Below are 23,471 nucleotides of genomic sequence, written 5' to 3'. Positions count from 1 at the left end.
AGCCCCAGCCCGCCGCCTGATTCGGTCTCGGTAGATCACCGCTCCGTCCGTGCCGCCCCTCAGGGCCGGACTTCTTTTGTGCCACTACGCAACACATCAGCGAGTGCACACTATTGCAGTGAATTTGCCAGAATCGCACCGGTCATTCGCCGTGTCGGACCCCGACGGGCGGACGCGCATTTGAAGTGCCCGCCCAAGACGGGTAAACAGTTCACTCGCCGAGTCACCGACCAGCCCACAAGCATTCAACGCCGAATGCCATCCGCGCACACGCCGCCGCGGTCGGGAGTACGTCACGAAACTGGTCGGTACCGGTAGCGTTTACCACGGTCGGCAGATGGTGACCGGCCGTCCATTCCGCGCCGGAAAGCCCATCACCGCACGCCGACTTCGTAGCCCTCCGGACTCGGTGCCCGACCACATCGAGGGTGCATTTCTCCCAGTCCGCGTAAAGACCGCGCTCGGCCTCCTCGAGGAAGATGTGCGAGGCGGTGTTCAGGCCCGGCATCGGCCGACTGTAGAGGAGCCCGGCGAGGCGGTTCCCGGCGAGCACGTCCAGGCGGTGGTCCATGATCAGACGCCGTCGATGACGCAGGTTCGGTAGAGCCGGTCGCCGTCGCTCAACGCCGCCCAACGGCCGTGCTGTCGCGGTATACGTCCCCTCAGCCACCTCCACGGTGACCTGCGGCTCGGCTGGCGCATTCAGATCGCCGAGCCACGCGCTCCGCGACTATCGCAGTTATATCAATGCGCGGGCTAGGTTCCGAGATCGAAGCGGATACCGGCACGCAGCATTGTCGTGGCGGACAGTCCGATCATGTCGCGGAAGGTTTCGCTGAAGTGGGACGGGGTGGCGAAGCCTGCGTCGATTGCGGATCGGGTGAGGTCGTGTCCGGCCACAGCCTTGCAGACCGTTTGGATCAAGCGGTTCCACCGCTGATACCCGCGGAATGTGGTGCCATACTGCTCGGTGAATAGCCGCAGGAAATGGGTGGTGGACAGGCCAAGGTTCGCGGCTATCCGGTCGGCGCGGAAGGTTCGTGACGGGTCAGTGCGAATAGCGGCGGCGACCTGCTCGATTCGCGGATCGGCGGGCGGTGCGGTGCCGGCGATGGCACAGGCGTAGATGCGGTCGGGGTCTACTCGCTCGGCTCGGCACAGCTCGGCCAACTCACGTTCCCGGCGGTGGTTGAGTCCGAAAGATCCTGCAGCAGAGGTCATCTCGTCAACAATTGCGGTGGCCGGTGCGCCTGCGGGCTCGACGAACAGCGCCAGGATCCATCCCTCGGTGGCGACTATGCGCTGCGTCGTGCGGGCGGGAGCGAAAGCACTGCCGGTGCGTATCCGCCCATGCGCGCCGGTATGCAGTACAAGCGGCGCGTCCAATCCGACGCTGAGCATCGCGACAGAGGGAGAATGCTGGTCGACGCCGAGATCTGGCCCGACGTATCCGATGTGACCAGGTCGCATCCACGCCACCGGTGCCCGCGCGGGGCCGCGGACCTCAGAAAGCGCGTAAGTCGTCACGCCTGCCAGGTTAGCGCTACGCCGCCTGCAATGCAGCGGCCGACGTACGGCATCACGAACAGGCATTACCGGACGTCCGGCGCCGCCGTGGAGCCGGTAGAGGTTGTTCGGCTTCGGAACTCCACGTGGCCGAGCCTCCGCTCGCTGGTTGCACGCTCGGATCGAAATGGTTGTGCAGCAAGGGGTTCGGGCCTGCGGTTGCTTGTCTTCAGTCGAACAAGCGCGGTACGACACCTACTGCACACGAGACCCGAGAACGGTCACACGGACCCTCTCGGTGCGGGAAAGCCCGTTGCGGCGTTTGGGGCTGAGGTAGGACGCGGCCTTAACAGGCCTGGTGGCCGCTCTTAACAGCGCAACCAGCAGGCATTTCCGGGCGTTCGTCGAAGGGGCCGGGCCGACCGTTGATCACCATCGGCCGTACGTCCTCCCGGCGGCATTGCTGCGCATCCACTGCCCACGAAACTCAGCCGAGAGCCGGAGCAGCTAGGTCACGACTTCGCCGGAGGCAACACGCCGAACACCAGTCATGGTTCGTGCTCGGCGGTGAGATCAGTCGGCGATATAGCGCGTCGCCCGATCCGGCAGGATCCCTGCCCGGACGAGTTCCTCGTAGATCCGCTGCTGCTCGTCGTCGAGATTCGAGTACAGCATGTCGTACGCCAGATCTTCCTCGGCGAGCACCGCGACCGGATCCCAGTCATCACCGAGCGCCGCGACGACGGCGCTGCGCCGTCGTGCCTCGTCCAGTGTGAGGTCGTAAGCAAAATTGTGGTCGGCCATATGGGCATCTCCAACCAGATTCTTTCCAAGAATGAATTGACGACGATGCCCAACCACGCCTTCTCTGGCAATGACCTGCATCACGTTCCACGGTTGGACTTCGTCACATTTGATGCCCGTGCGCGGACTGGACCACGGAGTAAATGCGGCACGAGCGGACGTTTGCATTCTGCCCGCAGGACTTGGATTACTCTGGCGGCGTGGGGTTTACCGAATATGCGCCAGGTGATGTCGTCTATTTCCCGGAGGGGCCGTTCAGCGGTGTCTGTGGGGTCGTGCGGGCAGTCGACGCCCCGGTATACAGGGACGACGACGGGCGAGGCACCGACCGAACCGCTTGACACTAAACGACTTACGCTGACCTGCGGTGTTTGATGCCGGGCGTGATCATGCGGCGCCGCTCGACGCGGCATGGTGACCGCGCGGAAATACGATCTCGGGTGTGGATCGGTTGGTCCTCGCGAAATCGGCGAAGCTCGACTCGCTGCGCCGACGCGTCCTGCTAACCCACGCAGGCGGCGATCAACGACGCACCCGGCATTGATCGCAGTGTTCGCGCTCGCGCTCGTCTAGGGTGTGGGTGCGGCGAGGCCGCGCAGTCAGATATGCGTGAACAGCGGTACGTTCCGTGGTTGTTTCCACCGAATCGAAAGGCGCTGCATGGCAAAGGATTTGACGCAAATCGAGCTACTGGCGGAGCTGGAGCCGGTCGTCGCGGCCAACATAGACCGGCATGTGGCCACGGTCAGGGACTGGTGTCCGCATGATTATGTTCCCTGGGACGAGGGCCGCAACTTCGCAGCAATGGGTGGCGAGGATTGGGATCCTGAGCAGTCACGGCTCTCGGAGGTCGCCAAGGTCGCGATGATCACGAATCTGCTGACCGAGGACAACTTGCCTTCCTACCACCGCGTGATCGCCGAGAACTTCTCTCGCAACGGTGCGTGGGGCACCTGGGTTGGCCGCTGGACCGCCGAGGAGAACCGGCACGCCATCGCCATGCGTGACTACCTCGTATGCACCCGCGCTGTCGATCCCGTCGCTTTGGAGAACGACCGGATGGTGCATCTGACCCGCGGTGTACACGCGCCGGATGGCTTCGGCGGTGTGCTCGATCAGGTCGCGTATGTGACTTTCCAGGAGTTGGCTACCCGGGTCAGCCATCGCAGCACAGCGCGAGTCTGCGACGATCCGATCGCCGAACGGATGCTGCAACGCATTGCGGCCGACGAGAATCTGCACATGATGTTCTATCGCAACATCACCGGTGCGGCGTTCGACATCGCTCCTGACCAGACGATGGAGTCGGTGACCACTATCGTGAAGACGTTCGCCATGCCGGGCGCCGGCATGCCGAACTGGCGTCGCAATGGCGTGTTGATGGTCAAGCACGGGATCTACGACCTGCGCCAGCACCTGGACGAGGTCGTGCTACCGGTCCTGCGAATCTGGAATGTCTTCAAGCGCACCGACTTCACCGCACGCGGCGAACGCAGCCGCGAAGAGCTCGACAAGTACCTCGACAAACTCGCTCGCGACGTCATCCGATTCGAAGAACAACGCGCCCGCATCCTCGCCCGCGAGGCGGCGCGGGTCGGGTAGGGCACGTCGGCGCGAGTCGGCCGAATACCGGTGGTTACCTGGCCGTTCGCGCCGCGGGTCCGGCGTCGCAATATCGTGTCCGACTTTGGCAACGAATCACGGTGCCGCCCCATTTCCGGCCGGGCTCACTTCGTGATGAATATGCCCGCCACGTCAGCCTTCTTGATCGGCGTCTCCGCATTGCGTTGCGTGCCGCACAGCAGGTCCACCGAGATCATCGTCGTGTCCACCACGGTTCCCGCGGGCTCGCGATCGTCCTTGGTCTGCTCCTTGACGAACTTGGTGATCGTCACCCGCTTGGTGTCCTGATCCTGCTTGACGTACTCGTTGCAGGGAGTGTCACCGCCGCGATTGAGCACCCGCTCGATATCACTGCACCCCGCCAGCAGTAACGCGACCGCCGCGACCCCGAGGCCGGTCCGGCCGGTCCGTGACAGCGTGGCATTCATCTTTTCCTCCTGGCAGCTGGTCGCGCGGTATTGCCCGCAACGATCGCTCCAAGCGTAGGGCCAATGAGGCTGGTCGTTCGCTATGGTGCTCGTGCGAGTTCAGCGCGCGTCGCACATTACCCGCCAGCGCGCGTCGACTACAGAGGTAAGCAGGTCGTGGGCGGTCAGGGGCGGTGGACGCGCAGTGGCACGTTCACTTCCGCGGGCGTGAGCGATCCGTGGTGGCCGATCAGCATGGATTGCAGTGGCTCGGCGCCGGTGCGGACGATGCCGCGGGAACCGGCCGCGACGACGACGAGGTCGCCGATGCGATCGGCGAAGCCGGGACGGACGGTGGGGCCGAACCAGCCGCGGGTGATGACGTCGGCGCGAGGCAGGACGTGGAAGTCGGGGCCGAGGAATTCCTGCCACGCCGATGCGACATCGGTGGCGGCGCCTCCGGTGGTGTAGACGTGGCGGGCGCGGGGTTCGCCGCCGAGGAGGGCTACGCCGTCTTGGAGGAGTGGGGTGTTGTCGAAATCTATTCGGGCGTCGAGCTCCACCATGCCGTGGTCGGCGGTGACGATCAGTGCGCCGTCCGGCGGTAGGTGTTCGGCGATGGTGGCGGCGAGGCGGTCGACGTGCGCCAACTCCAAAAGCCATGCGTCCGAGGCGGGCCCGCGTACATGGCCGGTGGTGTCGAGGTCGCCGTGGTAGGCATATACCAGCGAGCGATCACCTGCGCGCAGCGCTTCGGCAACGCCTGCGACGAGGTCGCCGGTCGAGAAGTTGGGGCGAAACTCGCAGCCGCGCAGTACCGCTCGGGTGAGCCCGGAGCCGGCTTGATAGTTGGGTGCCACCTGGGTGACCGTTATGCCATCGGCCGCAGCGCGCTCGAATACCGTTGCACTGGGCTGGAATTGCTCAGGGACGAGTTCGCTCAGCAGGTCGATCTTCGGTCCCTCGCCGTGCAGGCGCCAGCGCAGCGAGTTCACCAACCGGTCGTAGCCGGGAACGTTGATGAGATACCCGACGATTCCGTGCTCACCCGGTGGGACGCCGACGCCGAGAGAGCTCAGGCTGGTCGCGGTGGTGCTGGGAAAGCCCGCGGCGAGCTCGGCGGGCGCGAGGCTCGACAGGAACGGCGCCGCATCGGGATTCGCCGCCAATGCCTCGGCGCCGAGGCCGTCCACCAGCAGCACGCAGATCCGTGCGGCCGTGCAGCCGAGGCCGAGCCGATCGACCTCACCGGGCACGCCGAGCCCGGCGAGGACTGAGGGAAACAGATCTGCGAGGGAGCCCGTACCGTAACGGGGCGCGACGAACACGAGCGTCAGCCTGTCAAGAACGGGGCCGCGACCGCAAGAGTTTCAGGCTTGCCCGGTCTCGAATCGACTGACCTTGCCGTCGCGGAGGATGAAGCGCCAATTGGTGCGCATCGATCCCCAGCGTGAGTTGGTGTAGTTGGCCACCAGGTCGGTGCCGTGGTCACCGATCGATTCGACATCCAGGCGCCCGTTGCTGCCGAAGACCTCGGAGTCGGTCCACTGCGCGAGGTTGCGTTCGACGCCGTCGTCGGACATCGATGCGTCATCGGTCAGGATCGCAAAGAACCGGTCCTGGTCGCTGGCATTGAGCGCGTCCACGAATTCCTGGACCACTGGATCGAGCTGCTGTGCGGTCATCCGGTCTTCCCTCTCGGATCAGGTGGGGAGCGTAGGCGAAACAGCAAATATCCGGCACTCACTCTAGGTCGGTGCGGGCCTCGAGCGTGTGACCTTGCGGTGCGCGTTATGTACCGGGTGCGATGAGGGTGGTGAATGTGCGCATGATGTCGTCGACCAGCGCGGGAGCCGCGGTGCCGAGCTGGACAGAACGCTTCTCCAGTTGTCCGTCGAGCCAGAGCGAGGCGAGACCGTGCGCGAGTCCCCACCAGGCGACGGCGAGGGTGTCGGCTTTGTCGCTCGGAAGCAAGCCCGCGGCGACACAGTCGGCGACGGTTTCGGCCAGCACCGCGAACGCCGCGTCGCCCGCGGCCATGCCGTCGGGATGCTTGTCCGGCTGCGAGAGTTCGGGGCGGAACATCAGCCGGAAGTGGCCGGGATGTTCCTGGGAGAACCGCACATAGGCCTCGGCCAATGCGGTGAGCGCGTGCAGTGGGGTGTCCGCGGCCGCGCGAGCAGCGGCCACATCGCTGCCCAGCAGTTCGAAGCCCTGGGTGGACAGGGCGGCGAGCAGTGCCGAGCGATCGGCGAAATGGTGGTAGGGCGCGCCGGTGCTCACGCCCGCCTCGCGGGCGACGCGGCGCAGACTCACCGCGCCGATGCCCTCGGTTTCGATCAACCGGAGACAGGCGGCCAGCAGTGTGTCGCGCAATGCGCCGTGGTGGTAACTCGTCCGCGTCACTATCCGAGCCTATTCGACGAGCCCTGGACAACCTAACTATGCAATGCTTAGATTATCTGAGCGGCGCTCAGATTGGTTGGCCGCACTCTCACCTTCGAAGCGGGTAAAACGCATGGGCACACAGGTACTCGTCACCGGCGCAACAGGATTTGTCGCCGGACATTGCATCGCCGAACTGCTGGAGCACGGCTATGCCGTACGCGCGACGGTCCGGGATCTCGACAAAAAGGACAAGCGGGCGCACTTGGTGGCGCTCGCCGATCGCATCGGTGGCGAGCTGACGTTCGTCGAGGCCGATCTCGATGACGATTCCGGCTGGGCGGCGGCGGTTTCGGGTTGCGACTACGTCATGCACGTCGCATCGCCGTTTCCCGCGGCGCCGCCCGACGATGAGCGGGCATTGATCGCCACCGCGGTCAACGGGACCCTGCGGGTACTGCGCGCGTGCGCGGACACCGACACGGTGCGGCGGGTGGTGCTCACGTCCTCGATCGCGGCGGTAGCGCACGGTCATGACGACCCGGAGGCGATGCGTACCGAGGCGGACTGGTCGGTGGTCGAACGCAGCGCGTCCTATCAGAAGAGCAAGACGCTGGCCGAGCGCGCCGCCTGGGAATACATCGGCGAGCTGCCCTCGGGTCGTGGGTTGGAGCTGGTAGTGCTCAACCCCGGAATGGTGCTCGGGCCACTGCAATCCACGGCGCTGAGCACCTCGCACGTGCCGGTGCGGTGGCTGCTCGGGCGCGCTGTGCCCGGCTCGCCGCGGGTGGGCTGGTCGGTGGTCGACGTGCGCGACCTCGCCGTGGCCCACCGGCTGGCGATGGAGCTGCCGCAGGCAGCGGGCAACCGGTATATCTGTGCGGGCGAACATGTTTGGATGGGGGAGATCGCGGCGCTCCTTGCCGAGGAATTCGGCCCGCGTGGCTTCCGGGTGCCCACCCGAGGTATCCCCGACCTATTGGTGCGGGCGATGGCGCTGTTCGACAAGAGCGTTCGCCTGGCTGTACCGACACTGGGGCGACCAGAACGACTCAGCTCGGAGAAGGCTCGCCGGGAACTCGGCTGGGGTATGCGCCCGGTGCGGGAAACCGTTCTGGACACCGCCGAGAGCATGATCGCCAACGGTGTCGTCGCGGTGCCATGGCGTTCCGGTGCGCGCCCGTCCCGGCCGACAAGCGTCGTCGGCGCGTAGGGCCTCACCATGCTGATCGCGACATTGATCGTCACCATCGTCACTCTGGTCAAGCGCCGGCTGAGTAGGCGCACCACCACAACGTCATCCGACAATCGTCGGCGGATTCGTTCGCTCGGGTCATCACGATGGATCAACGTGCGGCGGCCGGTGCCGGTATTGGCCGCGGCGGTGACGCTCATCGGAATCGCCGTCGCGGCGGGCACTCTCGCGCAATGTTGACCGGCCGGCCACGGTGCTGAACGCCTTCGTGCTGAACATGCTGGGAAAGCCCCGGATCCGTCAGAATTTGCCCGTTTGATGCTCGATGCGGTGTCCCAGTTGTGCTCCGAACTCGGTGATGAAGGTGTCGGTGAGTGGTGGCCAACCCCAGAAGTCGAAGGCGAGTGCGCCGAGAGCGAACCCCCACGGCCATTGCCATTCGGTGACCGGGATGGCGTCACCGCAGGACTTGCAGGCGGCAGTGCCGACGCCTGTCTCCTTCCACGCGTCGATGCCGTTCCGGAATGGCCGCCAGATCTCGGGATCGGCTTTCCACTGCTGCGGGTAATCGATGACCACGGTCTTGGTGTGGCAGTGCGGGCACACAGCCGACTCCGGCTCGATCTCGCCCTGCCCACCATAGTGGTCGTCGCGCCCGACGATCACGGCTACCGGACCGGGGATCCAGTCGCCCCATTCCTGGGTGACCTGCGCCCAATCCGATCCTGGCACATAGCCTTCGTCCACCCCGAGGCTGTACATCGCGTCGCCGGACATCTCGCGCGAGAGCAGCCGCCGGGAAATCATCCAGTCCAGCATCCGGGCCGCCACCGCGTCCGCCTCTGTGGCAGTCACCTCGATATCGACGATCCGTTCGAAGTAGTCACCCATGATTTGTCGAGCACCTCCTAGAGCCGTGGTGCACACTCTGCCAGCACGAACCGACAGCGATTCGGGATACCGCCGATGCCCTGCTGCGCCCTGGGGCCGTGCTACCCATCTCAGCGTGGTGTGTCGAAGTCAATGCCCACCAGTGGCGGGTCGGGCCACCAGTTCCACCACGATCAGGGCCACGATGGTGACGAGGACGGTCACCACCACGACTACGCCCGACGGGTATCTCCAGAACACGAGGGTCATCACCGCGATCGCGATGATGACCACGCGCAGCGGGATGCGGAACTGGGCGGCGACGGACTCGATCGGATACGGGGCGCGCCCATGCTTCGGCGCTCTCGCCGCGTCGACTGCCTTGCCGAACGCGCCACGGATCGCGACTGCGGACCCGGACGGTCCGATGAGGTATCCGAGGACCGCGATGACCACCGCCAGCACGAACACCGCGCGCAGGGTGGTTCTCAGGGGGACCAGGAGGGTTTCGATCAGAACCGCGGCCGCTTGCGGCGCGAGAATATCCGCGGGCACGGCCCCGAGGTAGACCGACCGGCCCACGCTGATCGCCACGGCAAGCAGTGCCATGGCCACGGCCAGGCTGACCCCGACCAGCGAAAAGGCCCGCCGGCGTGCGCCTTTGGGCGCCACCCACACGACAGCGGCGGCCACGAGCAGGGTCAACCAGGGCAGCACGTCGGAAGCCTTCTCGAGCGCCGAGGTCGCCCGCTGCGCCTTGACCAGGTCCGGGGAGTGCAACAGCACGAACGACTTGTCGATCTCGGGGATATTGTCCGCGAAGGCGAACCCACGCTCGGTCAGTTCGGTGCGAACCCTGCCGATGATCGGCGTCAGCGAGATGCTCACCGTCCCCTGGTCACTGATCTGGATGGCAGCCCGGGTTTTGCCCGTCAGCAGCGCAACCAGCTCCTGATGGGCTTCCCTGTTGGCCTGGATCCACAAGGCTTCGAATTCGTCGGAGGACACGAACGATTCCACCGTCTTGTGCACGAACGATTGGGCCTGCTCGCCGATCACCGGTGCCAGGCCGACCACGGCAGGTGGGACGCGGGGCGCGTCCTCGGTGATCGACTTCAGTGCCTCGGCGGTGACTTTCTCGACGTCCAGCCGAGTCATGATCTCGTTGGTGATCTGGTCGGCGAGCTCGCCCTGCAGCACCGGATTCGATCCCAGCGGCGTCACCGTCTGGACGTAACGGTCGGTGTCGAGCAGCTCGCTGCGCGTGAACCGCGCCAGAACCGTGGAGAATGCCAGGACAGCGAGCAAGATCAGCAGCAGGACCGCCGCGGTCCAGCGCAGCGCCGGGTGACCGGCCGCCCGCGGTTGCGTGCCTGGTTCGCCACGAAGCTCCGCCAGCTCCCGGCGGAGGCGCTGAAGTTCCCCGCGCTCTGCCGCGCTGAGCGGTTCGTCAGATCCAGAAGCGTTCATGAATCAGCTCCGATCGGCGACGACCAACCCATCGGCCTCTCGACCGCTCGAGTCCAGGATTTTCGCGGCGGCGCGGTCTCACCCGCGGCGGGTGAGACCACACTCGCGCAGTCCTTCGGCACACTCACCGCGTTCACAATCGGCGCTGTTCGAATTCAGGTCGGTGAAATGGGCTGGAAGGGCCGGATTTCGTCAGCGCCGGCTCGGACCAGCCTCGCCGATGATTCCGGCACTTCGTTCCACGCGCCTGCCAGGTCGCGAAGCAGCGGCTCGGAGACCACGAAGCGGGTCTGCTCGCCCAGGTGGCGCAGCACCTGTACTTCGGGATGGAGCGCACGCAGCTTCGAGATCTCGGTGGAGTAGAACAGCGACCTCGTCTGCCGCTCGCTGGAGTAGCGGAAGATCCAGAAGGATTCGCCGTCACTGGTCGCGACGGTCATCTGTACGGGATGGTCGATCCCGTACGCGCGGCCGACATCTTCGACGAAGCCGACCGCACGGGCAACGCCGCTGAAGGGATCGTCTTCGAGACCGAACGTCAGTGCGAGGAAGAACAAGGCTTCCGAGTCCGTCGAACCTTCGATGTCGGGGAACAGGGTCGGGTCGACAGCCATCAGCAGATCGCGCTTGATCTCTTGAAAGCCGTGGAGGAGACCGTTGTGCATCCACAACCAGTGCCCGTGCCGGAACGGGTGGCAGTTGCTGCGCTGCACCGGCGTGCCGGTCGAGGCCCGCACATGCGCGAACAACAGCGGCGTTCGCATTTGACGGGTGATCTCGCGAAGGTTCCGATCGTTCCATGCTGGTTCGATGCTCTTGTAGACCGCCGGTTCGCGGCCCTCGCCGTACCAGCCGACACCGAAACCATCGCCATTCGTGGTCGTCGCCCCGAGATGGGAGTGCAAACTCTGGACGATCAGCGAATGCGCCGGACGGAACAGCAGATCCTCGGCGAGGATCGGCTCACCGGAGTAGGCCATCCACCTACACATATATCCATTGAAGCAGAACCCTCACTGGCTGCGACAGCAAACCGGGAGCGTGCCGTACCCAAAGCCGAACGGCCGTCGACGTGCCCGTAGGCCTACTGCACTGTTCGGCGCGGTGTGCGCCAGCGGTGCGGAGCCGCAGGCACACTTTCCATTGGCAGCTGCTGTCTTTTGGGATGGGACCGGTACCAGCGGACATAGCGGTCGGTCAACGGTGTAGCGGTCAGGCCGTGGGCATAGACGGACATGCCGATGGTGGTCACCGCGGCGAGCAGCAGCGTGTGCTCATTCGGTAGGTCTGCGTCCTGGATCAGCAACACGCCGAAGACGATGGTGGCGAGGCCGCGTGGGCCGAACCAGCCGACGAATGCCACGGTCTCTTTCCGGGCGCCGGTCCCCAACAGCGACAACGCCACCGGCAACATGCGCACGACGGTCAGGCTCAGCACGGCGTACAGGGCAAGTCGCCAGGTCAGGTCGTCCAGAACGGGGCCGAGGATAGCGGCGCCGAAGACAAGGAACGTGACAGCGTTCAGCAACTCGCCGCCCTGGTCGACGAGGTCGGTCACGTGGCCACCTACGCTGCCGCGGAGCGTGCCGAAGAGGAGACCGCCGACGAACGCGGCGATGAACATGCTGCCATGGAGCCCGTCGGCGATTCCAGCGCCGAGCAGTGCCGTGGCGACGGTGAGGATCTGCAGCCAGTACCGCTCGATCCAGCCGCGCTTCGCCCCGATCCGCAACGCGAACGCGCCGAGTACTCCTGCGATGACGCCGCCGACGATGCCATATCCGATCTCCTCGAGCACCAATCGGACCGCAGCGTGCTCGGTCAGCGCGCCCGCTTCCGCCTGGGCAAACCCGATCGCGATGAAGAACAGTGGCACGCACAGCCCGTCGTTGAGCCCACTCTCGACATTGAGTCCCTGCCTGATGCGTGACGGGATCCGTTCGTCGGTCACCACGGCCTGCCCCAGCGCCGCATCCGTACACGCAACCATCACCGCGAGCACCAGCGCTTCGACGCCGCTCACGCCCGGAAGCACCGCGACGCCGACCACCGCGCCCGCGGCAATGGTCAGCGGCAGACCGATCCCCAACAACCGGAGCGGCACGGCGTACTCGCTGCGGAGTCGGCCGAGTGAGATCCGGGATGCGTCCGAGAACAGCACCAGCGTCAAGGTGACCTCGACGAGCAGCTTCAGTGTCGACGAGCCGACCTCGAGTTCGAGGAGCCCGAGCACGGGTCCCGCAACAAGGCCCGCCGAGGTGAAGAAGATGGCAGGCGTGACCACGACCGAGAGCTTCCGCGAGAGCACCGCAAAGGCGAGCAGCAAGAACGCGATGGTCGAGATGTCCCAGGAATCCACGCGTCCAACCCCTTCGTCTGCCCAATCACCGGCTTGTAAGGGACATCGCCACTCTTGGCCCACCACCGGTCGCTGAGCACCATCCCCAGTGGGTGATTCGCGCTCGGCAGTCTCTTTCGCGCGCACTGGACGGCAAGCCGCACGCCGCGATGCTGGATGGCCGCCACGCTCGGAGTCCCGATAGTGCCGGATGTATCACCCGCTGCGGGTGATGCGCGCGGCCCCGCAACTGGGCACGGTCGCGTGCAGAGCGCTGAGTAGCGGATGCGAGGAGGCGGTCCATGGCGGCAGCCAACCAGGCAAATACCTCTCACGCCTCCCTCAGCGGGGAGACCGGGAACTCGGCGAGCGATCCGCTCCCGAGCTGGCGAGCGGGCGCCAGCAAACAGGCCATCCTGGGCTTCGTCGGGCAAGTGACGGCTGAAGGCGGGCCCGATACCGTCCCGCCCGAGGACCGGGTCGCGGTCTTCGACAACGACGGCACGCTGTGGTGCGAGAAGCCGATGCCTATCCAGCTCGACTTCATCCTGCGCCGCTTGGTCGCCATGGCCGAGCATGACCCGGCGCTGCGCACCCGCCAGCCGTGGCAGGCCGCCTACACGAAGGACTACGGCTGGCTGAACGGCGTCATCACCAAGCACTACCACGGCGATGACAGCGAGGTGGGCGTGCTCGCTTCCGGTGTGCTGACGGCATTTGCCGGCGTGACCGTGGAGGAGTTCGAGATCCGTGCCGATCAGTTCCTGCGCACGACCCGGCATCCCACTCTCGGCCGCTCCTACCTGGCATGCGGTTACGCACCGATGGTTGAACTGCTCGGCTTCCTGGAGGCCAATGGGTTCGACAACTACATCGCCTCGGGCGGGGGCCGCGACTTCATGCGACCGATCAGCCAGCAGATGTACGGCATTCCCCGCGAGCGTGTCATCGGCAGCAGCGTCTCGCTGGTCTGGAAGGACGGCACGCTCGTCCACAAAGCCGAGGTGGATGTCCTGGACGACGGACCCGAGAAGCCGGTGCGGATCTGGAGCCGGGTCGGCCGGCGACCCATACTGGCGGTTGGAAACACCAATGGGGACATCCCGATGCTGCAATTCACCGAGCAGCCGGACCGGCCGTCGCTGCGGATGCTGGTGCTCCACGATGACCCCGCCCGGGAGTTCGACTACGTGACGGGCGCCGAGCAGGCGCTCGAGCTGGCCGGGATTAATGGCTGGACGGTGGTCAGCATCAAGGACGACTGGGCGACCGTGTTCTGACCCGCCGCGCGGGGGAGACGCTGGGCGTGCTCGATCGAGGCATGCGGCGGGTTCGACCGAGCACCGGAAAGCGTCAACCCCGGGATCACCTGCGCATCACCCGTCACGGGTGATGTGACCCCATCCGCGGCTACCTAGCTTGGAGCGGGGGCCTACCTGTGAGGAGAAACGCCCATGGCAAATCCATTCCGCGGTGTGGTCAACCTCGACATCCGCGACTCGGTCCCGGACTGGGGCCCCTACGAACAGCCGAAGGCCCCGCCCGGTTCACCGAATGTGCTGTACATCGTGCTCGATGACGTCGGCTTCGGCGCCATGGGCTGTTATGGCGGCCCGATCGACACCCCGAACATCGACCGGATCGCCGCGAAAGGGCTGCGCTACAGCCAGTGGCACACCACCGCGCTGTGCTCCCCGACCCGCTCCTGCCTGCTCACCGGCCGCAACCACACCACCAACGGTATGGCCTGCATCAGCGAGTGTGCGGTGGGCTTTCCCGGCGCCAATGGCCATATCCCCCCGGAGTGCGCCACCCTCGCCGAGATCCTGGTCGAGCGGGGCTTCAGCACGGCCATGGTCGGCAAGTGGCATCTGTGCGCCGAGGACGAGATGAACTTGGCGTCCACCAAGCGAAACTGGCCCATCGGCCGCGGCTTCGAGCGCTTCTACGGCTTCCTCGGTGCGGAGACCAATCAGTGGTACCCGGACCTGGTGCACGACAACCACCCCGTCGAGCAGCCGTCAACGCCCGAGCAGGGCTACCACTTCAGCGTCGACATCACCGACCGAGCCCTCGAGTACATCGACGACGTCAAGGCGATCGCCCCCGATCGTCCGGTCTTCCTGTACTATGCGCCGGGCTGCGCGCACGCTCCGCACCACGTGCCACGCGAGTGGGTCGAGCGCTACAGCGGCCGGTTCGACGCGGGTTACGAGGCGATGCGTGAGCAGACTCTGACCCGGCAGAAACAGATGGGTCTGGTCCCGCAGAACACCGAGCTACCGCCGCTCAACCCGATCGGCACACCCGAGACTCGCAGCGGGCCAGACGGTCAGCCGTTCCCACCGCTGGACTACACCCGCCCCTGGGACACCCTCTCCGACGACGAGAAGCGGCTGTTCGCCCGCATGGCCGAGGTGTACGCGGGCTTCCTCTCGCACTGCGATGACCAGATCGGCCGCCTGCTCGCCTACCTGGAGCGGATCGAGGAGCTCGACAACACCATCATCGTGTTGGTCTCCGACAACGGAGCCAGCGGCGAGGGCGGCCCGGACGGCTCGGTCAACGAGAACAAGATCGCCAACAGCGTGCCGGACGACCTGGCCGAGAACCTGGCCATGCTGGACGAGCTGGGCAGCCCCAAGACCTACAACCACTACTCGAACGGGTGGGCGATGGCCTTCAACACCCCGTTCAAGATGTGGAAGCGGTACTCCTTCAACGGCGGCACCTGCGACCCGTGCCTCATCTCCTGGCCCGCCGGGATCAAGGCCCATGGCGAGACCCGCGACCAGTACCACCACGCTGTCGACGTGGTGCCCACCTTGCTGGACTGCCTCGGCATAGAGCTCCCGGAAACGGTGAAGGGCCATGCCCAGACGCCGATCCAAGGGGTGAGCATGCGCTACAGCTTCGACGCGGCCACCATCCCGACCGCCAAGCACACCCAGTTCTATTCGATGCTCGGCGGCCGAGGCATCTGGCACGACGGCTGGAAGGCAGTCACCACCCACCCGACCCTCAGCGGGTGGAGTCACTTCCCCGATGACACCTGGGAGCTCTACAACACCGACCGGGATCGCGCCGAGCTTCACGACCTCGCCGCCGAGGAACCCGGCAGACTGGCCGAACTCGTCGGCCTGTGGTTCTACGAGGCCGGCGCCAACCAGGCGTTCCCGCTCGACGACCGCTCCGGTGTCGAGATCCTCACCACGCCGCGCCCCCAGCTCGCGCCGCCGCGCAACCGCTACGTGTACCGTCCCGGCGGTGCCGAGGTGCCCGAGTCGGTTGCGGTCAACATCCGCAACCGCTCCTACTCGATCGGCGCGCTCGTCGACCTGCCCGGCTCGGGTGCGGCCGGGGTGCTGTTCTCCCACGGCGGCCGGTTCGGCGGACATGCCCTGTACGTCAAGGACAACCGGCTGCACTACGTCTACAACTTCCTGGGCAGCGAGGAACAAAAGATCAGCGCGACCGAGGACCTGCCGACCGGTCAGAACCTGATCCTGGCCGCCTCCTTCGACAAGACGAGCGAGGACCCGCCCGGCACCGCCCGCGGCACCCTCAGCCTCTACTACGGCGACCGCAAGGTCGGCGAGGGCCGGATCAGGACCCAGCCCGGCAAGTTCAGCATCGCAGGCGAGGGCCTCAACGCGGGCCGCGACAATGCGGAGGCCGTCACCGACGACTACCCCGGAACCTCCCCGTGGGCGTTCACCGGCGGGACTCTGCACCGGGTCGCTGTCGACGTCAGCGGCGAACCGTTCGTCGACCTCGAACGCGAAGCCGTAGCCATGCTTTCCCGCGAATAGGCATGAGCGGTCGCACACCGCTGCCTGCCGACTCGAAGATCCCCGCATCCTGCGGACACGGCGGCAAGCGCACCGGCCCGCGCGCGGTGCTCAGCTTCGAGTCGGCCGGTGCGCGTCCGCTCGCGTTCCGGCTGCTGGCCGATATCGCGCTGCTGGGCGAATGAAGAGATGGCCAACCGCTTTCCGCGCCTGTGACGGCGCTGGCGGACTGCGTCATTCGTGGTCGCCGCTAACCGGACCCCGCAGGTAGCGACCGACGGAGGTCTCGTCCAGGGCGAGCGCCTCGACCACCGATGCCGCGCCGACGATCACTACCGACATGACGAAAAGCCAACTGACCGAGGTGAAGGCAAGTCCCAGCGGACCGAAATGCTGCTGGGCGTTCGTCGTGATCCGGGGCAAGACGACGCGACCCGCCACGTGCACCGCGGTCAAACCGACGGCGGTGAGCACGCCGGACACCCAGAGCAGGCGCCCGGTCAGTGCTCCTTTCGTGAGCAGGAACGGAGCGAGAGTCCAGACGAATGCCCAAATAGCCACCTCGCCCACCAGGGCAAGCGGCTGACCTGCATAGCGGATCTGCGTAAGTTCCCGTGTCTGCCCCACGAGCCCTGCCGAGAGTGCGACCGCGAGCAGCGTGGCGAGCCACCGCCAGGCATCTCGAGGACCGATCACCGGCACCTTCCACACCGCTCCGTAGACGCGCGCCAGAGCGCGCGCGAACGAAGTGCCGCCGAGCACAACCATCAGCAGTCCAACCACACCGAACGCCGCGAAGGATGGATCGACCGGCACGGATCCATTACTGCCGGACAGCGATCCGGCATCGAAGCCGAACTGGTCGTTGATCGTCTTCGCCCCCGCATTCCAGCCGCTGAGAACGGAAGCGGTGATGATCACCGGCAGCACCGAGGTGAAGATCTGCGCGGCAAGCGCCAGCGACCGGTCGACGATCTGTATCGCTACCAGGCCATCGATCACACGCCGCAGCGTGCGGCCATATGGTGTTCCTCGCAACCAGCCGGTCACGGCCTCGGTTCGCGCCACCGATACTTCTCGGGCCAGCGCCACAGATAATTTCACGGACCGCACCGTGCTTCACTGCCCCTCTGCTTTGCGAGAACTATCCGTGAGCACGCACACACTGCCGAATCGACGCTACGCGGTCGTCGCGGCAACCACGTCGGCTTACATTTATCCGGTGACAAAGTCTCCATGACTCGGGCCCGGAGTCCGAGTGACTCGAAACGACACTCCCGACGATGCGCCTGTGCGAGGATCGGTAAAACTGCACCGTCGATCGAAGTGTGCACGCGGACTGTCTACCAGGTTCGATCTCGCGGAAGTTCCGATAATTCCCGGCATCGCGATGAATGCCGCAGATGGGATTTTCTCGCCGAATACAGGAGCAGTCAGATGGTATCCAGAAACAGCATCGGCGGAATCGCCGCTATTGCAGTAGTTCTGATCATGACCGCAGCCTGCGGGTCCGACAGCGACTCGCCCGATTCGACTACCTCGCCGAGCGTCCACACGAACGGGATGCGGAGCAGTATCGCCGCAACCGCCTCCTCTGTCGTGGGCTCCGCACTGAACACCGCACAGCAAGCAATCCAAGATGCGATCAACACGGCGCTCGCCGCCGCACCGATCACCTTCAGCAATGGCAGCTCGGATCTCGATGCAGTGGCTGTCGCAACTATCAAAGTGATAGCGATCCCGCTGAAAGGTAACGACACCGCGATACAGATCACGACCTACGCCCAGGATTCGAACATGATCGCGGCGAAATCCCTGGCCAACTCCCGTGGCGACAACGTCGCGGCGGCGCTCGAGGCCGAGGGCATCGACAAAACACGGATCACCGTGCGAGCCGACGCCAACCCGACCACGCCAGACGTTGAGGTCGACGAGGTACAGATTGCGGTGGTCGCCGAATAGGCGAGCCCGGCGCCGCCGCGCACGACGGCGATGGGATCAGAATGAATCCAGCATTCGCGTGCTCGAGTTCTTCGGCCCCTCGGGGTGTCGACCGGGACGGAGCCCGCATCGTCTACGCCGGCGTCGATACTCCTCGGAATCGCCGGTGCGGCGGGCACACTCGCGCAATGTTGACCAGCCCGTTGTGGCGTGCGGCCGCGACCGTGCCGAATCGTGATGGTAGACAGACCAGATGACTGTGCAACGTCCGTTCCGGTTCGGCGTCAACATGGTGGTTCCCGACTCCCGCGCGAATTGGATCGAAAAGTGCCGCAGGGCCGAGGAATTCGGCTACGACGTGATCGGAGTGGCCGATCACCTCGGGATGCCGGCGCCGTTTCCCGCGATGATTCTGGCGGCCGAGGCGACCGAGCGGGTCCGGCTGAACACCTTCGTGCTGAACACGCCGTTCTACAACCCGGTGCTGCTTGCTCGCGATGTGGCCGGCGCGGACCAGTTCACCGACGGTCGAGTGGAACTCGGGTTGGGCGCGGGCTACGTGCAGGCCGAATTCGAGGCTGCGGGCATCCCGTTCGCCAGCGGCGGCAAGCGTGTCGAGCACTTGGAGAAGACAATTACCACGCTGCGCGGACTGTTTTCGGATCCGGAGTATCAGCCGCGCCCCGCACAGCCGTCTGGGCCGCCGATGCTCATCGCGGGCTGGGGTGACCGGCTGCTCGGCGTTGCCGCGAAGCATGCCGATATCATCGGATTCACCGGGGCCGCGGCGGCGCGCAATGGTGGGCCACTACAGATGGCGGGGCTCGAAGAAACCGCGGAGCGGATCGACTACGTGCGCGCTCTGCTTGGCGCGCGAGTCGATCAGGTGGAGCTGAATATCCTGATCCAGCGCGTCGTTCCGCCGCATGAGCTGGCGGCCGTGCTGGAAGTATTCGGTCCCGCACTGCCGCCTGATGTCGCGGAGAGTCCGGAAGAGCTGCCGATCCTGCTGATGGGGACGCACGACGAGATGGCGCAGCGGCTACGCGATCGCCGCGAGCGGTACGGCATCAGCTATATCACCGTGCTCGAAGACAGCATGGAGAACTTTGCGCCGGTGATTCAGCTACTGCGTTAGCGTGCTTCGGCGCTTCCGGCCCCTGCTTTCGTGAGGACGTCGACGATATCTCGAGCCAGCGGCATGTCTGCGGCGGCGATGAATTTTTGTCGGTGGCCCATGGCCTTTGCGATATCGGCCAACGTGCCGAACCCGCAGTCGAGAGGTATGGGGTCACCTTGCAGGTCAAGGACGGTGCCGCCTGCAGCAGTGAGGATGTAATGGCCTGGAGCGAGATCCCATATCGCGAACCCCTTCGCGAACTCGATCATCGCATCGGTGAATCCGGCGGCAACATGACAGAGTCCGATGGACCCGAAGTCGACGCCGAGACGTCCGCGCTTGCTCCCGTCTGGCGAGGGTCGGCTCAGGGCTTGGATGAGTCCGGTCTGTTCAGCCAATGGAAGGAAGCGTTCCGCCGGTTTCATGAGGTAGTTGGTGACCAGCGACTCCGACAGGGCAGCGGATCCTTTCAGACGCAGTGGATGCAGGATGCCGTCTGTTGTGATGACAAAAGCCTGATCGCGCCCGGTGTGATCGCGCGCCGCGAGGTAGAGCTGGAGATGGTGGAAGATATCGCCGACCACTGCCGCGATCGGACGCCTGAGCGCGCGCGAGTAGACCATGACGTGGGTGTAGCCGTGCAGGGCGCGGACCGCGAGCTCGCTGGTGTCGAGTGGATCTACCAAGACGCACAGGTCCGGATCGGGATCATCACCGATGATCTGCGGGTCCGCTTCCTCGGAGGCGTAGACGAACGACGGAAGAAATTCGGTGAGCAGCTGCCGATACCGTTCGTGCATCCACAGATCGTGAACGGACAGAAAGTTGTCACTGTGCCGAAGGTTCGCGCTCTCCGCATGTTCGCCGGAGATCGCCCCCTCGACCAGCCGAGGGCGGATTTCACCGATCACTGTCGAGACCATGCTCGCAAGGTGTTGTGCGAGCTCCGGTTCGAGCTGAGGCCGGGTGGGCATCACAGTGCGTTACCTCTCGAATCAGCGTAGTTCCAAGGGCGGTTCGATACCGGGAGGGCTCATGGTGGCAGCGATGAACACCGCCGCGAAGTCAGCGGCTCTCATGATCGCGGCACCGGTCAAGTGATCGAAGCTTGCCACCTCGAGATCACATGCTTTGGTCATTGCCCCGAAGACCGCGAAGTAGATTTCAGCTCCGGGGTAGCGGCTGCGGATCTCGCGGCCGATGAGTCCGACTACGTTCGCATGCTTAACTTCGAAGTCGCATAATACGATTGTCGGTGCGTTCGGTAATCGGGGATAGATGGATGCCGGATCAAGAGTGATGTCGTCGCGGCTCTTATTGCACTTGAGGTATCCGATCGGGCAGCGGCTGAACTGAGCCGAGGCGAGAAAAGTCGCCATCACCAGCCCTGCCTCGTTGATGCCGAAACATGCATCGGCATCGAGGCGTCGCCCTAGATTTTTGATCTGGTGGATCAGCCGTTCGAGCCCGAAACCAAATGTCGCCCATGTCAGGTTCAACAGCTGGCCAGGCTGGGGATTCGGCAACGAGAACAGCCGAATCGCCGGATTGCCGTACTCGACGGTGGGCACGGCAAGTTCGAAGTCGGTGCCGATCAGGTTACCTTCCGCGACAAGCCGCGCCGCTGATCGCGAAGCAACGGGCGATGAGGTTGCAACGCCGGTGAACTTCCCGAGCGAGATCTGATCCTCCGGCGCGAGGCGCTCATACGCCTCGGCGACGAGGTCAATGGGAGAGATGCCTTCGTCGGCCACCCCCAGCGGTCCCCGCCCGTAGGCAGCAGCGAGAATCAAGAGGCTGGAGAAAGTCGGAGGCGAGCCGGAACTGCCACGGCCGCGGGCCCAGGTCTCCCATGCGTTGATAGTGGTACCGCCGAGGCTGGTCTGATGGTCTGTGATCTCGTTGTACCGGGCAGCGGCTTGATCTTGGGAGATGCCGCACGCATACCGATGCGCCTGCAGGCTCGAGGTTTTCGGATGGCGGTTCATCAACTCGACAGCCGCGTCTTTGACCGACCCGACTTCCTGCCAGAGTTGCCGCCCGACGCGCGCTCTCTACAGCTTGCATGGCCGCGTCGCCCGTCGCGTCCTATGCTGCGCCGCCGGATGTCATCGTCCGATTCGTGCAGGCGTTGCGGGAGTGGGATAGCGACTACACGGTCACCGTGGATGCCGATTCGGTCGGGTCTGCGCCGATGCCGTGCTGGCAGCTGTGGATCTGGGACTGACGCGGGTGCGGGGTGCGTGGCATGTCATCGCCGCTTCCGCAGGCGCGGTTAGTGAACTAGTTCGGCGAGTGCGTCTTTCAAGTAGGTGGCGATGTTCCAGACATCCGGGATCGTGTCGGTGCAGGCGAGGATGCCGAAGTCGAGGTGGCCGTTGTAGGACATGACGGTGATGTTGAGTGGGCCGGATAGGTCGGTGAGCACGGAGATGGGGTAGCTGCCGGCCACGCGAATTCCCCCGGCGTACAACGGCATCTGGGGGCCTGGCACGTTGGAGACGACCATGTTGGCCAGGGGGAGTGCGGGCGCGGCGGCGCGGAGCAGCATTCGGGTCGCCAGGCCGTGCAGGATCTGGGGGAGGACCGCGGTGGCGTAGTGCAGCAGGGACGGTGGGGTGGCTTGGAAGCGCTCCTTGGCGGCGAGCATGGCGGCGTGGGTGAGTTTCATGCGGTGCTGCGGGTTCGCTTCGCCGATCGGTAGTTCGCACAGCATGATGGAGAACTGGTTGCCGGCGGTGCCGCACTGCTCCGCGGTGCGGACCGAGACGGGTATCGCGGCAACGGCGGGGTCGTCGGCGGGTATGTCGTGTTCGACCAGCCAGCGGCGAAATGCGGAGGCGCACAACGTCATCACGACGTCGTTGACGGTGCCGCCGAAGCTGTTCTTGACCTGCTTGACGGTGTCGAGGGGCAGGGACGCGAAGGCAAAGGAGCGGTCGGTGCCGTTGGGGCCGGTGCCGGGCAACGTGGGATTCACCTTGCGCATATCGTCGAGCGCGCTCGGCAACATCGGTCCGAGGCGCAACGGCAGGCGCATCCGGTCGGCCTGGCGGGTCATCGTGTTCGCGATGCCGCGGCCGAGCATTTCGGCGGGGTTGGGAGTTCGGCCGAGCTTGACCCCGTCGGTCGGTGGCGGCACCGGCTGAGACTCCGGGACGATGTCGAAGACCACGGCCATCACCTCGGCACCGGATACGCCGTCGATCAGTGCGTGGTGCACCTTGGTGTAGATAGCTTGGCGACCTCCGGACAGTCCCGAGATCAGGTGGCATTCCCACAGCGGTCGGCTTCGGTCCAGCGGCCGCGCGTGCAGGCGAGCCGCGAGATCCGCCAGCGCCACGTCGGTCGAGCCTTCGGGCAGGCGCGTGTCGCGCACGTGATAGCCGAGGTCGATGGTGTCGCAGTCGTCCCAATAGGGGAGATCGAGACCCCAAGGGACAGTGCGCAGTCGCCACCGCAGCGGTGCGACGAGGTGTAGGCGGCTCGCGATCAACTCCCGCAATGCCGTGACGGTCAACGCGCTGCCTTCGGCGGTCGGCTCCAGCAGCGTGACGGATCCGACGTGCAGCAGCATGGTGGGTGATTCGGCATTGAGCAGCTGGACGTCGAGCGAGCTGAGCTGCCGAGACGGCCCGCGATCACTCGATAGCGGAATCCTTTGCGACGGCGCTGCCGAGTTCGCGGGTGTGCCGCCGGCGAGTTGGCCGGGCGTCGTGATGCGGACGTCCAAGTGGCTGGCGGGTTTCAGGTCGGCGTGGATCATGAGGTCTCCGCGGTGTCGCTGGGTCAGGACAGACTGCCGACTCGGTTCAGGCGCGGAGCGCGATGGTGCCGCAACGCATTGACGATCTGCCGGTATCTGCGAGCGCTAAGAACCGTGCGAGCTGCTGTGCTCGTCCGGTGACGCCACTGTCCGTGTCAAAGACGCGTCATTGATTTTAGTGGTCGACCGGGTGCTATCGGTCGCCATCGTGTGCTCGGCAGGTTAATTCTGCGCAAACCCTCGACAAGGGTGTGT

The 23,471-nt window shown here is 65.3% G+C and carries 24 protein-coding genes; 9 read left to right on the top strand and 15 right to left on the bottom strand.

Annotated features, from left to right (window positions below):
- Positions 1-223: 223 nt before the first annotated feature.
- From ACFQZZ_RS26385 to ACFQZZ_RS26375, 3 genes are all read right to left on the bottom strand, one after another.
- Entirely contained in the window at positions 224-571 is a 348-nt protein-coding gene (locus ACFQZZ_RS26385) for a hypothetical protein (protein WP_378686159.1), read from the bottom strand.
- A gap of 185 nt (positions 572-756) precedes the next feature.
- Positions 757-1,527 carry a helix-turn-helix domain-containing protein gene (locus tag ACFQZZ_RS26380; RefSeq protein WP_378686157.1) on the bottom strand — a complete coding sequence of 257 codons (771 nt, stop codon included), beginning with the start codon at positions 1,525-1,527 and terminating at the stop codon, positions 757-759.
- A gap of 552 nt (positions 1,528-2,079) precedes the next feature.
- Entirely contained in the window at positions 2,080-2,310 is a 231-nt protein-coding gene (locus ACFQZZ_RS26375; RefSeq protein WP_378686155.1) for a DUF6400 family protein, read from the bottom strand.
- Positions 2,311-2,970: 660 nt separating this feature from the next.
- Between ACFQZZ_RS26375 and ACFQZZ_RS26370 the strand changes: the two genes are divergently transcribed.
- On the top strand, positions 2,971-3,912 hold the full coding sequence (locus ACFQZZ_RS26370; RefSeq protein WP_378686152.1) for an acyl-ACP desaturase: 942 nt from the start codon (positions 2,971-2,973) through the stop codon (positions 3,910-3,912).
- A 125-nt stretch (positions 3,913-4,037) separates the two neighbouring features.
- Here the strand turns inward: ACFQZZ_RS26370 and ACFQZZ_RS26365 are convergent, their stop codons facing one another.
- The 4 genes from ACFQZZ_RS26365 to ACFQZZ_RS26350 all read right to left on the bottom strand — a co-directional run bounded on the left by ACFQZZ_RS26365 (position 4,038) and on the right by ACFQZZ_RS26350 (position 6,746).
- Entirely contained in the window at positions 4,038-4,361 is a 324-nt protein-coding gene (locus ACFQZZ_RS26365; RefSeq protein WP_378686150.1) for a hypothetical protein, read from the bottom strand.
- Positions 4,362-4,525: 164 nt separating this feature from the next.
- Positions 4,526-5,668, bottom strand: a complete 1,143-nt coding sequence (locus ACFQZZ_RS26360) for an alkaline phosphatase family protein (RefSeq protein ID WP_378686147.1) — start codon at positions 5,666-5,668, stop codon at positions 4,526-4,528.
- Positions 5,669-5,710: 42 nt separating this feature from the next.
- The gene (locus tag ACFQZZ_RS26355; protein ID WP_378686144.1) at positions 5,711-6,025 is read right to left on the bottom strand and encodes a nuclear transport factor 2 family protein; all 315 of its coding nucleotides are present in this window, start codon (positions 6,023-6,025) and stop codon (positions 5,711-5,713) included.
- A gap of 106 nt (positions 6,026-6,131) precedes the next feature.
- Positions 6,132-6,746: a TetR/AcrR family transcriptional regulator gene (locus ACFQZZ_RS26350; RefSeq protein ID WP_378686141.1), complete on the bottom strand. Its 615-nt coding sequence runs from the start codon at positions 6,744-6,746 to the stop codon at positions 6,132-6,134.
- Positions 6,747-6,858: 112 nt separating this feature from the next.
- Between ACFQZZ_RS26350 and ACFQZZ_RS26345 the strand changes: the two genes are divergently transcribed.
- Both ACFQZZ_RS26345 and ACFQZZ_RS26340 read left to right on the top strand, forming a co-directional pair.
- Positions 6,859-7,938 carry an SDR family oxidoreductase gene (locus ACFQZZ_RS26345; RefSeq protein WP_378686139.1) on the top strand — a complete coding sequence of 360 codons (1,080 nt, stop codon included), beginning with the start codon at positions 6,859-6,861 and terminating at the stop codon, positions 7,936-7,938.
- A gap of 9 nt (positions 7,939-7,947) precedes the next feature.
- The gene (locus tag ACFQZZ_RS26340) at positions 7,948-8,160 is read left to right on the top strand and encodes a hypothetical protein (RefSeq protein ID WP_378686136.1); all 213 of its coding nucleotides are present in this window, start codon (positions 7,948-7,950) and stop codon (positions 8,158-8,160) included.
- 60 nt (positions 8,161-8,220) lie between these two features.
- Here ACFQZZ_RS26340 and ACFQZZ_RS26335 read toward each other — a convergent pair whose 3' ends face one another.
- The 4 genes from ACFQZZ_RS26335 to ACFQZZ_RS26320 form a co-directional block, all read right to left on the bottom strand.
- Positions 8,221-8,811, bottom strand: a complete 591-nt coding sequence (locus tag ACFQZZ_RS26335) for a hypothetical protein (RefSeq protein WP_378686134.1) — start codon at positions 8,809-8,811, stop codon at positions 8,221-8,223.
- A 129-nt stretch (positions 8,812-8,940) separates the two neighbouring features.
- Complete coding sequence (locus ACFQZZ_RS26330; RefSeq protein ID WP_378686132.1) at positions 8,941-10,260, bottom strand: hypothetical protein; 1,320 nt, start codon at positions 10,258-10,260, stop codon at positions 8,941-8,943.
- 155 nt (positions 10,261-10,415) lie between these two features.
- The gene (locus ACFQZZ_RS26325) at positions 10,416-11,240 is read right to left on the bottom strand and encodes a class II glutamine amidotransferase (RefSeq protein WP_378686130.1); all 825 of its coding nucleotides are present in this window, start codon (positions 11,238-11,240) and stop codon (positions 10,416-10,418) included.
- Between the two features lie 104 nt (positions 11,241-11,344).
- Complete coding sequence (locus ACFQZZ_RS26320) at positions 11,345-12,619, bottom strand: cation:proton antiporter (protein WP_378686127.1); 1,275 nt, start codon at positions 12,617-12,619, stop codon at positions 11,345-11,347.
- Between the two features lie 281 nt (positions 12,620-12,900).
- On the opposite strand from ACFQZZ_RS26320, the gene ACFQZZ_RS26315 reads away from it, so the two are divergent.
- The 3 genes from ACFQZZ_RS26315 to ACFQZZ_RS26305 all read left to right on the top strand — a co-directional run bounded on the left by ACFQZZ_RS26315 (position 12,901) and on the right by ACFQZZ_RS26305 (position 16,574).
- Entirely contained in the window at positions 12,901-13,878 is a 978-nt protein-coding gene (locus tag ACFQZZ_RS26315; protein WP_378686124.1) for an HAD family hydrolase, read from the top strand.
- A 174-nt stretch (positions 13,879-14,052) separates the two neighbouring features.
- Positions 14,053-16,410 (top strand): sulfatase-like hydrolase/transferase, encoded by a 2,358-nt coding sequence (locus ACFQZZ_RS26310; RefSeq protein WP_378686121.1) that lies wholly within the window; start codon positions 14,053-14,055, stop codon positions 16,408-16,410.
- Positions 16,411-16,412: 2 nt separating this feature from the next.
- Positions 16,413-16,574: a hypothetical protein gene (locus tag ACFQZZ_RS26305; protein ID WP_378686118.1), complete on the top strand. Its 162-nt coding sequence runs from the start codon at positions 16,413-16,415 to the stop codon at positions 16,572-16,574.
- Between the two features lie 49 nt (positions 16,575-16,623).
- Here the strand turns inward: ACFQZZ_RS26305 and ACFQZZ_RS26300 are convergent, their stop codons facing one another.
- A complete protein-coding gene (locus ACFQZZ_RS26300; protein ID WP_378686116.1) occupies positions 16,624-17,502 on the bottom strand; it encodes a hypothetical protein in 879 nt (292 codons plus the stop codon).
- Positions 17,503-17,826: 324 nt separating this feature from the next.
- Between ACFQZZ_RS26300 and ACFQZZ_RS26295 the strand changes: the two genes are divergently transcribed.
- Entirely contained in the window at positions 17,827-18,351 is a 525-nt protein-coding gene (locus tag ACFQZZ_RS26295; RefSeq protein ID WP_378686113.1) for an OmpA family protein, read from the top strand.
- Between the two features lie 232 nt (positions 18,352-18,583).
- A complete protein-coding gene (locus tag ACFQZZ_RS26290; protein ID WP_378686110.1) occupies positions 18,584-19,468 on the top strand; it encodes an LLM class F420-dependent oxidoreductase in 885 nt (294 codons plus the stop codon).
- On the opposite strand, the gene ACFQZZ_RS26285 is transcribed toward ACFQZZ_RS26290, so the two are convergent.
- Entirely contained in the window at positions 19,465-20,373 is a 909-nt protein-coding gene (locus ACFQZZ_RS26285; protein WP_378686107.1) for an inositol monophosphatase family protein, read from the bottom strand. The two genes, ACFQZZ_RS26290 and ACFQZZ_RS26285, sit on opposite strands and share 4 nt — an antisense overlap.
- Before the next feature lie 72 nt (positions 20,374-20,445).
- On the bottom strand, positions 20,446-21,438 hold the full coding sequence (locus ACFQZZ_RS26280) for a hypothetical protein (RefSeq protein WP_378686104.1): 993 nt from the start codon (positions 21,436-21,438) through the stop codon (positions 20,446-20,448).
- 77 nt (positions 21,439-21,515) lie between these two features.
- On the opposite strand from ACFQZZ_RS26280, the gene ACFQZZ_RS26275 reads away from it, so the two are divergent.
- Positions 21,516-21,677, top strand: coding sequence for a hypothetical protein (locus ACFQZZ_RS26275; RefSeq protein ID WP_378686102.1), 162 nt, complete (start codon positions 21,516-21,518; stop codon positions 21,675-21,677).
- A 48-nt stretch (positions 21,678-21,725) separates the two neighbouring features.
- Here the strand turns inward: ACFQZZ_RS26275 and ACFQZZ_RS26270 are convergent, their stop codons facing one another.
- Positions 21,726-23,216 (bottom strand): wax ester/triacylglycerol synthase family O-acyltransferase, encoded by a 1,491-nt coding sequence (locus ACFQZZ_RS26270; protein WP_378686099.1) that lies wholly within the window; start codon positions 23,214-23,216, stop codon positions 21,726-21,728.
- Between the last annotated feature and the right edge of the window lie 255 nt (positions 23,217-23,471).

The organism is Nocardia sp. GCM10030253 (genome assembly GCF_042675075.1).
Lineage (GTDB): Bacteria > Actinomycetota > Actinomycetes > Mycobacteriales > Mycobacteriaceae > Nocardia.
The sequence above is the reverse complement of the archived record's forward strand: the minus strand, read 5'-3'. Positions and strand labels throughout refer to the sequence as shown.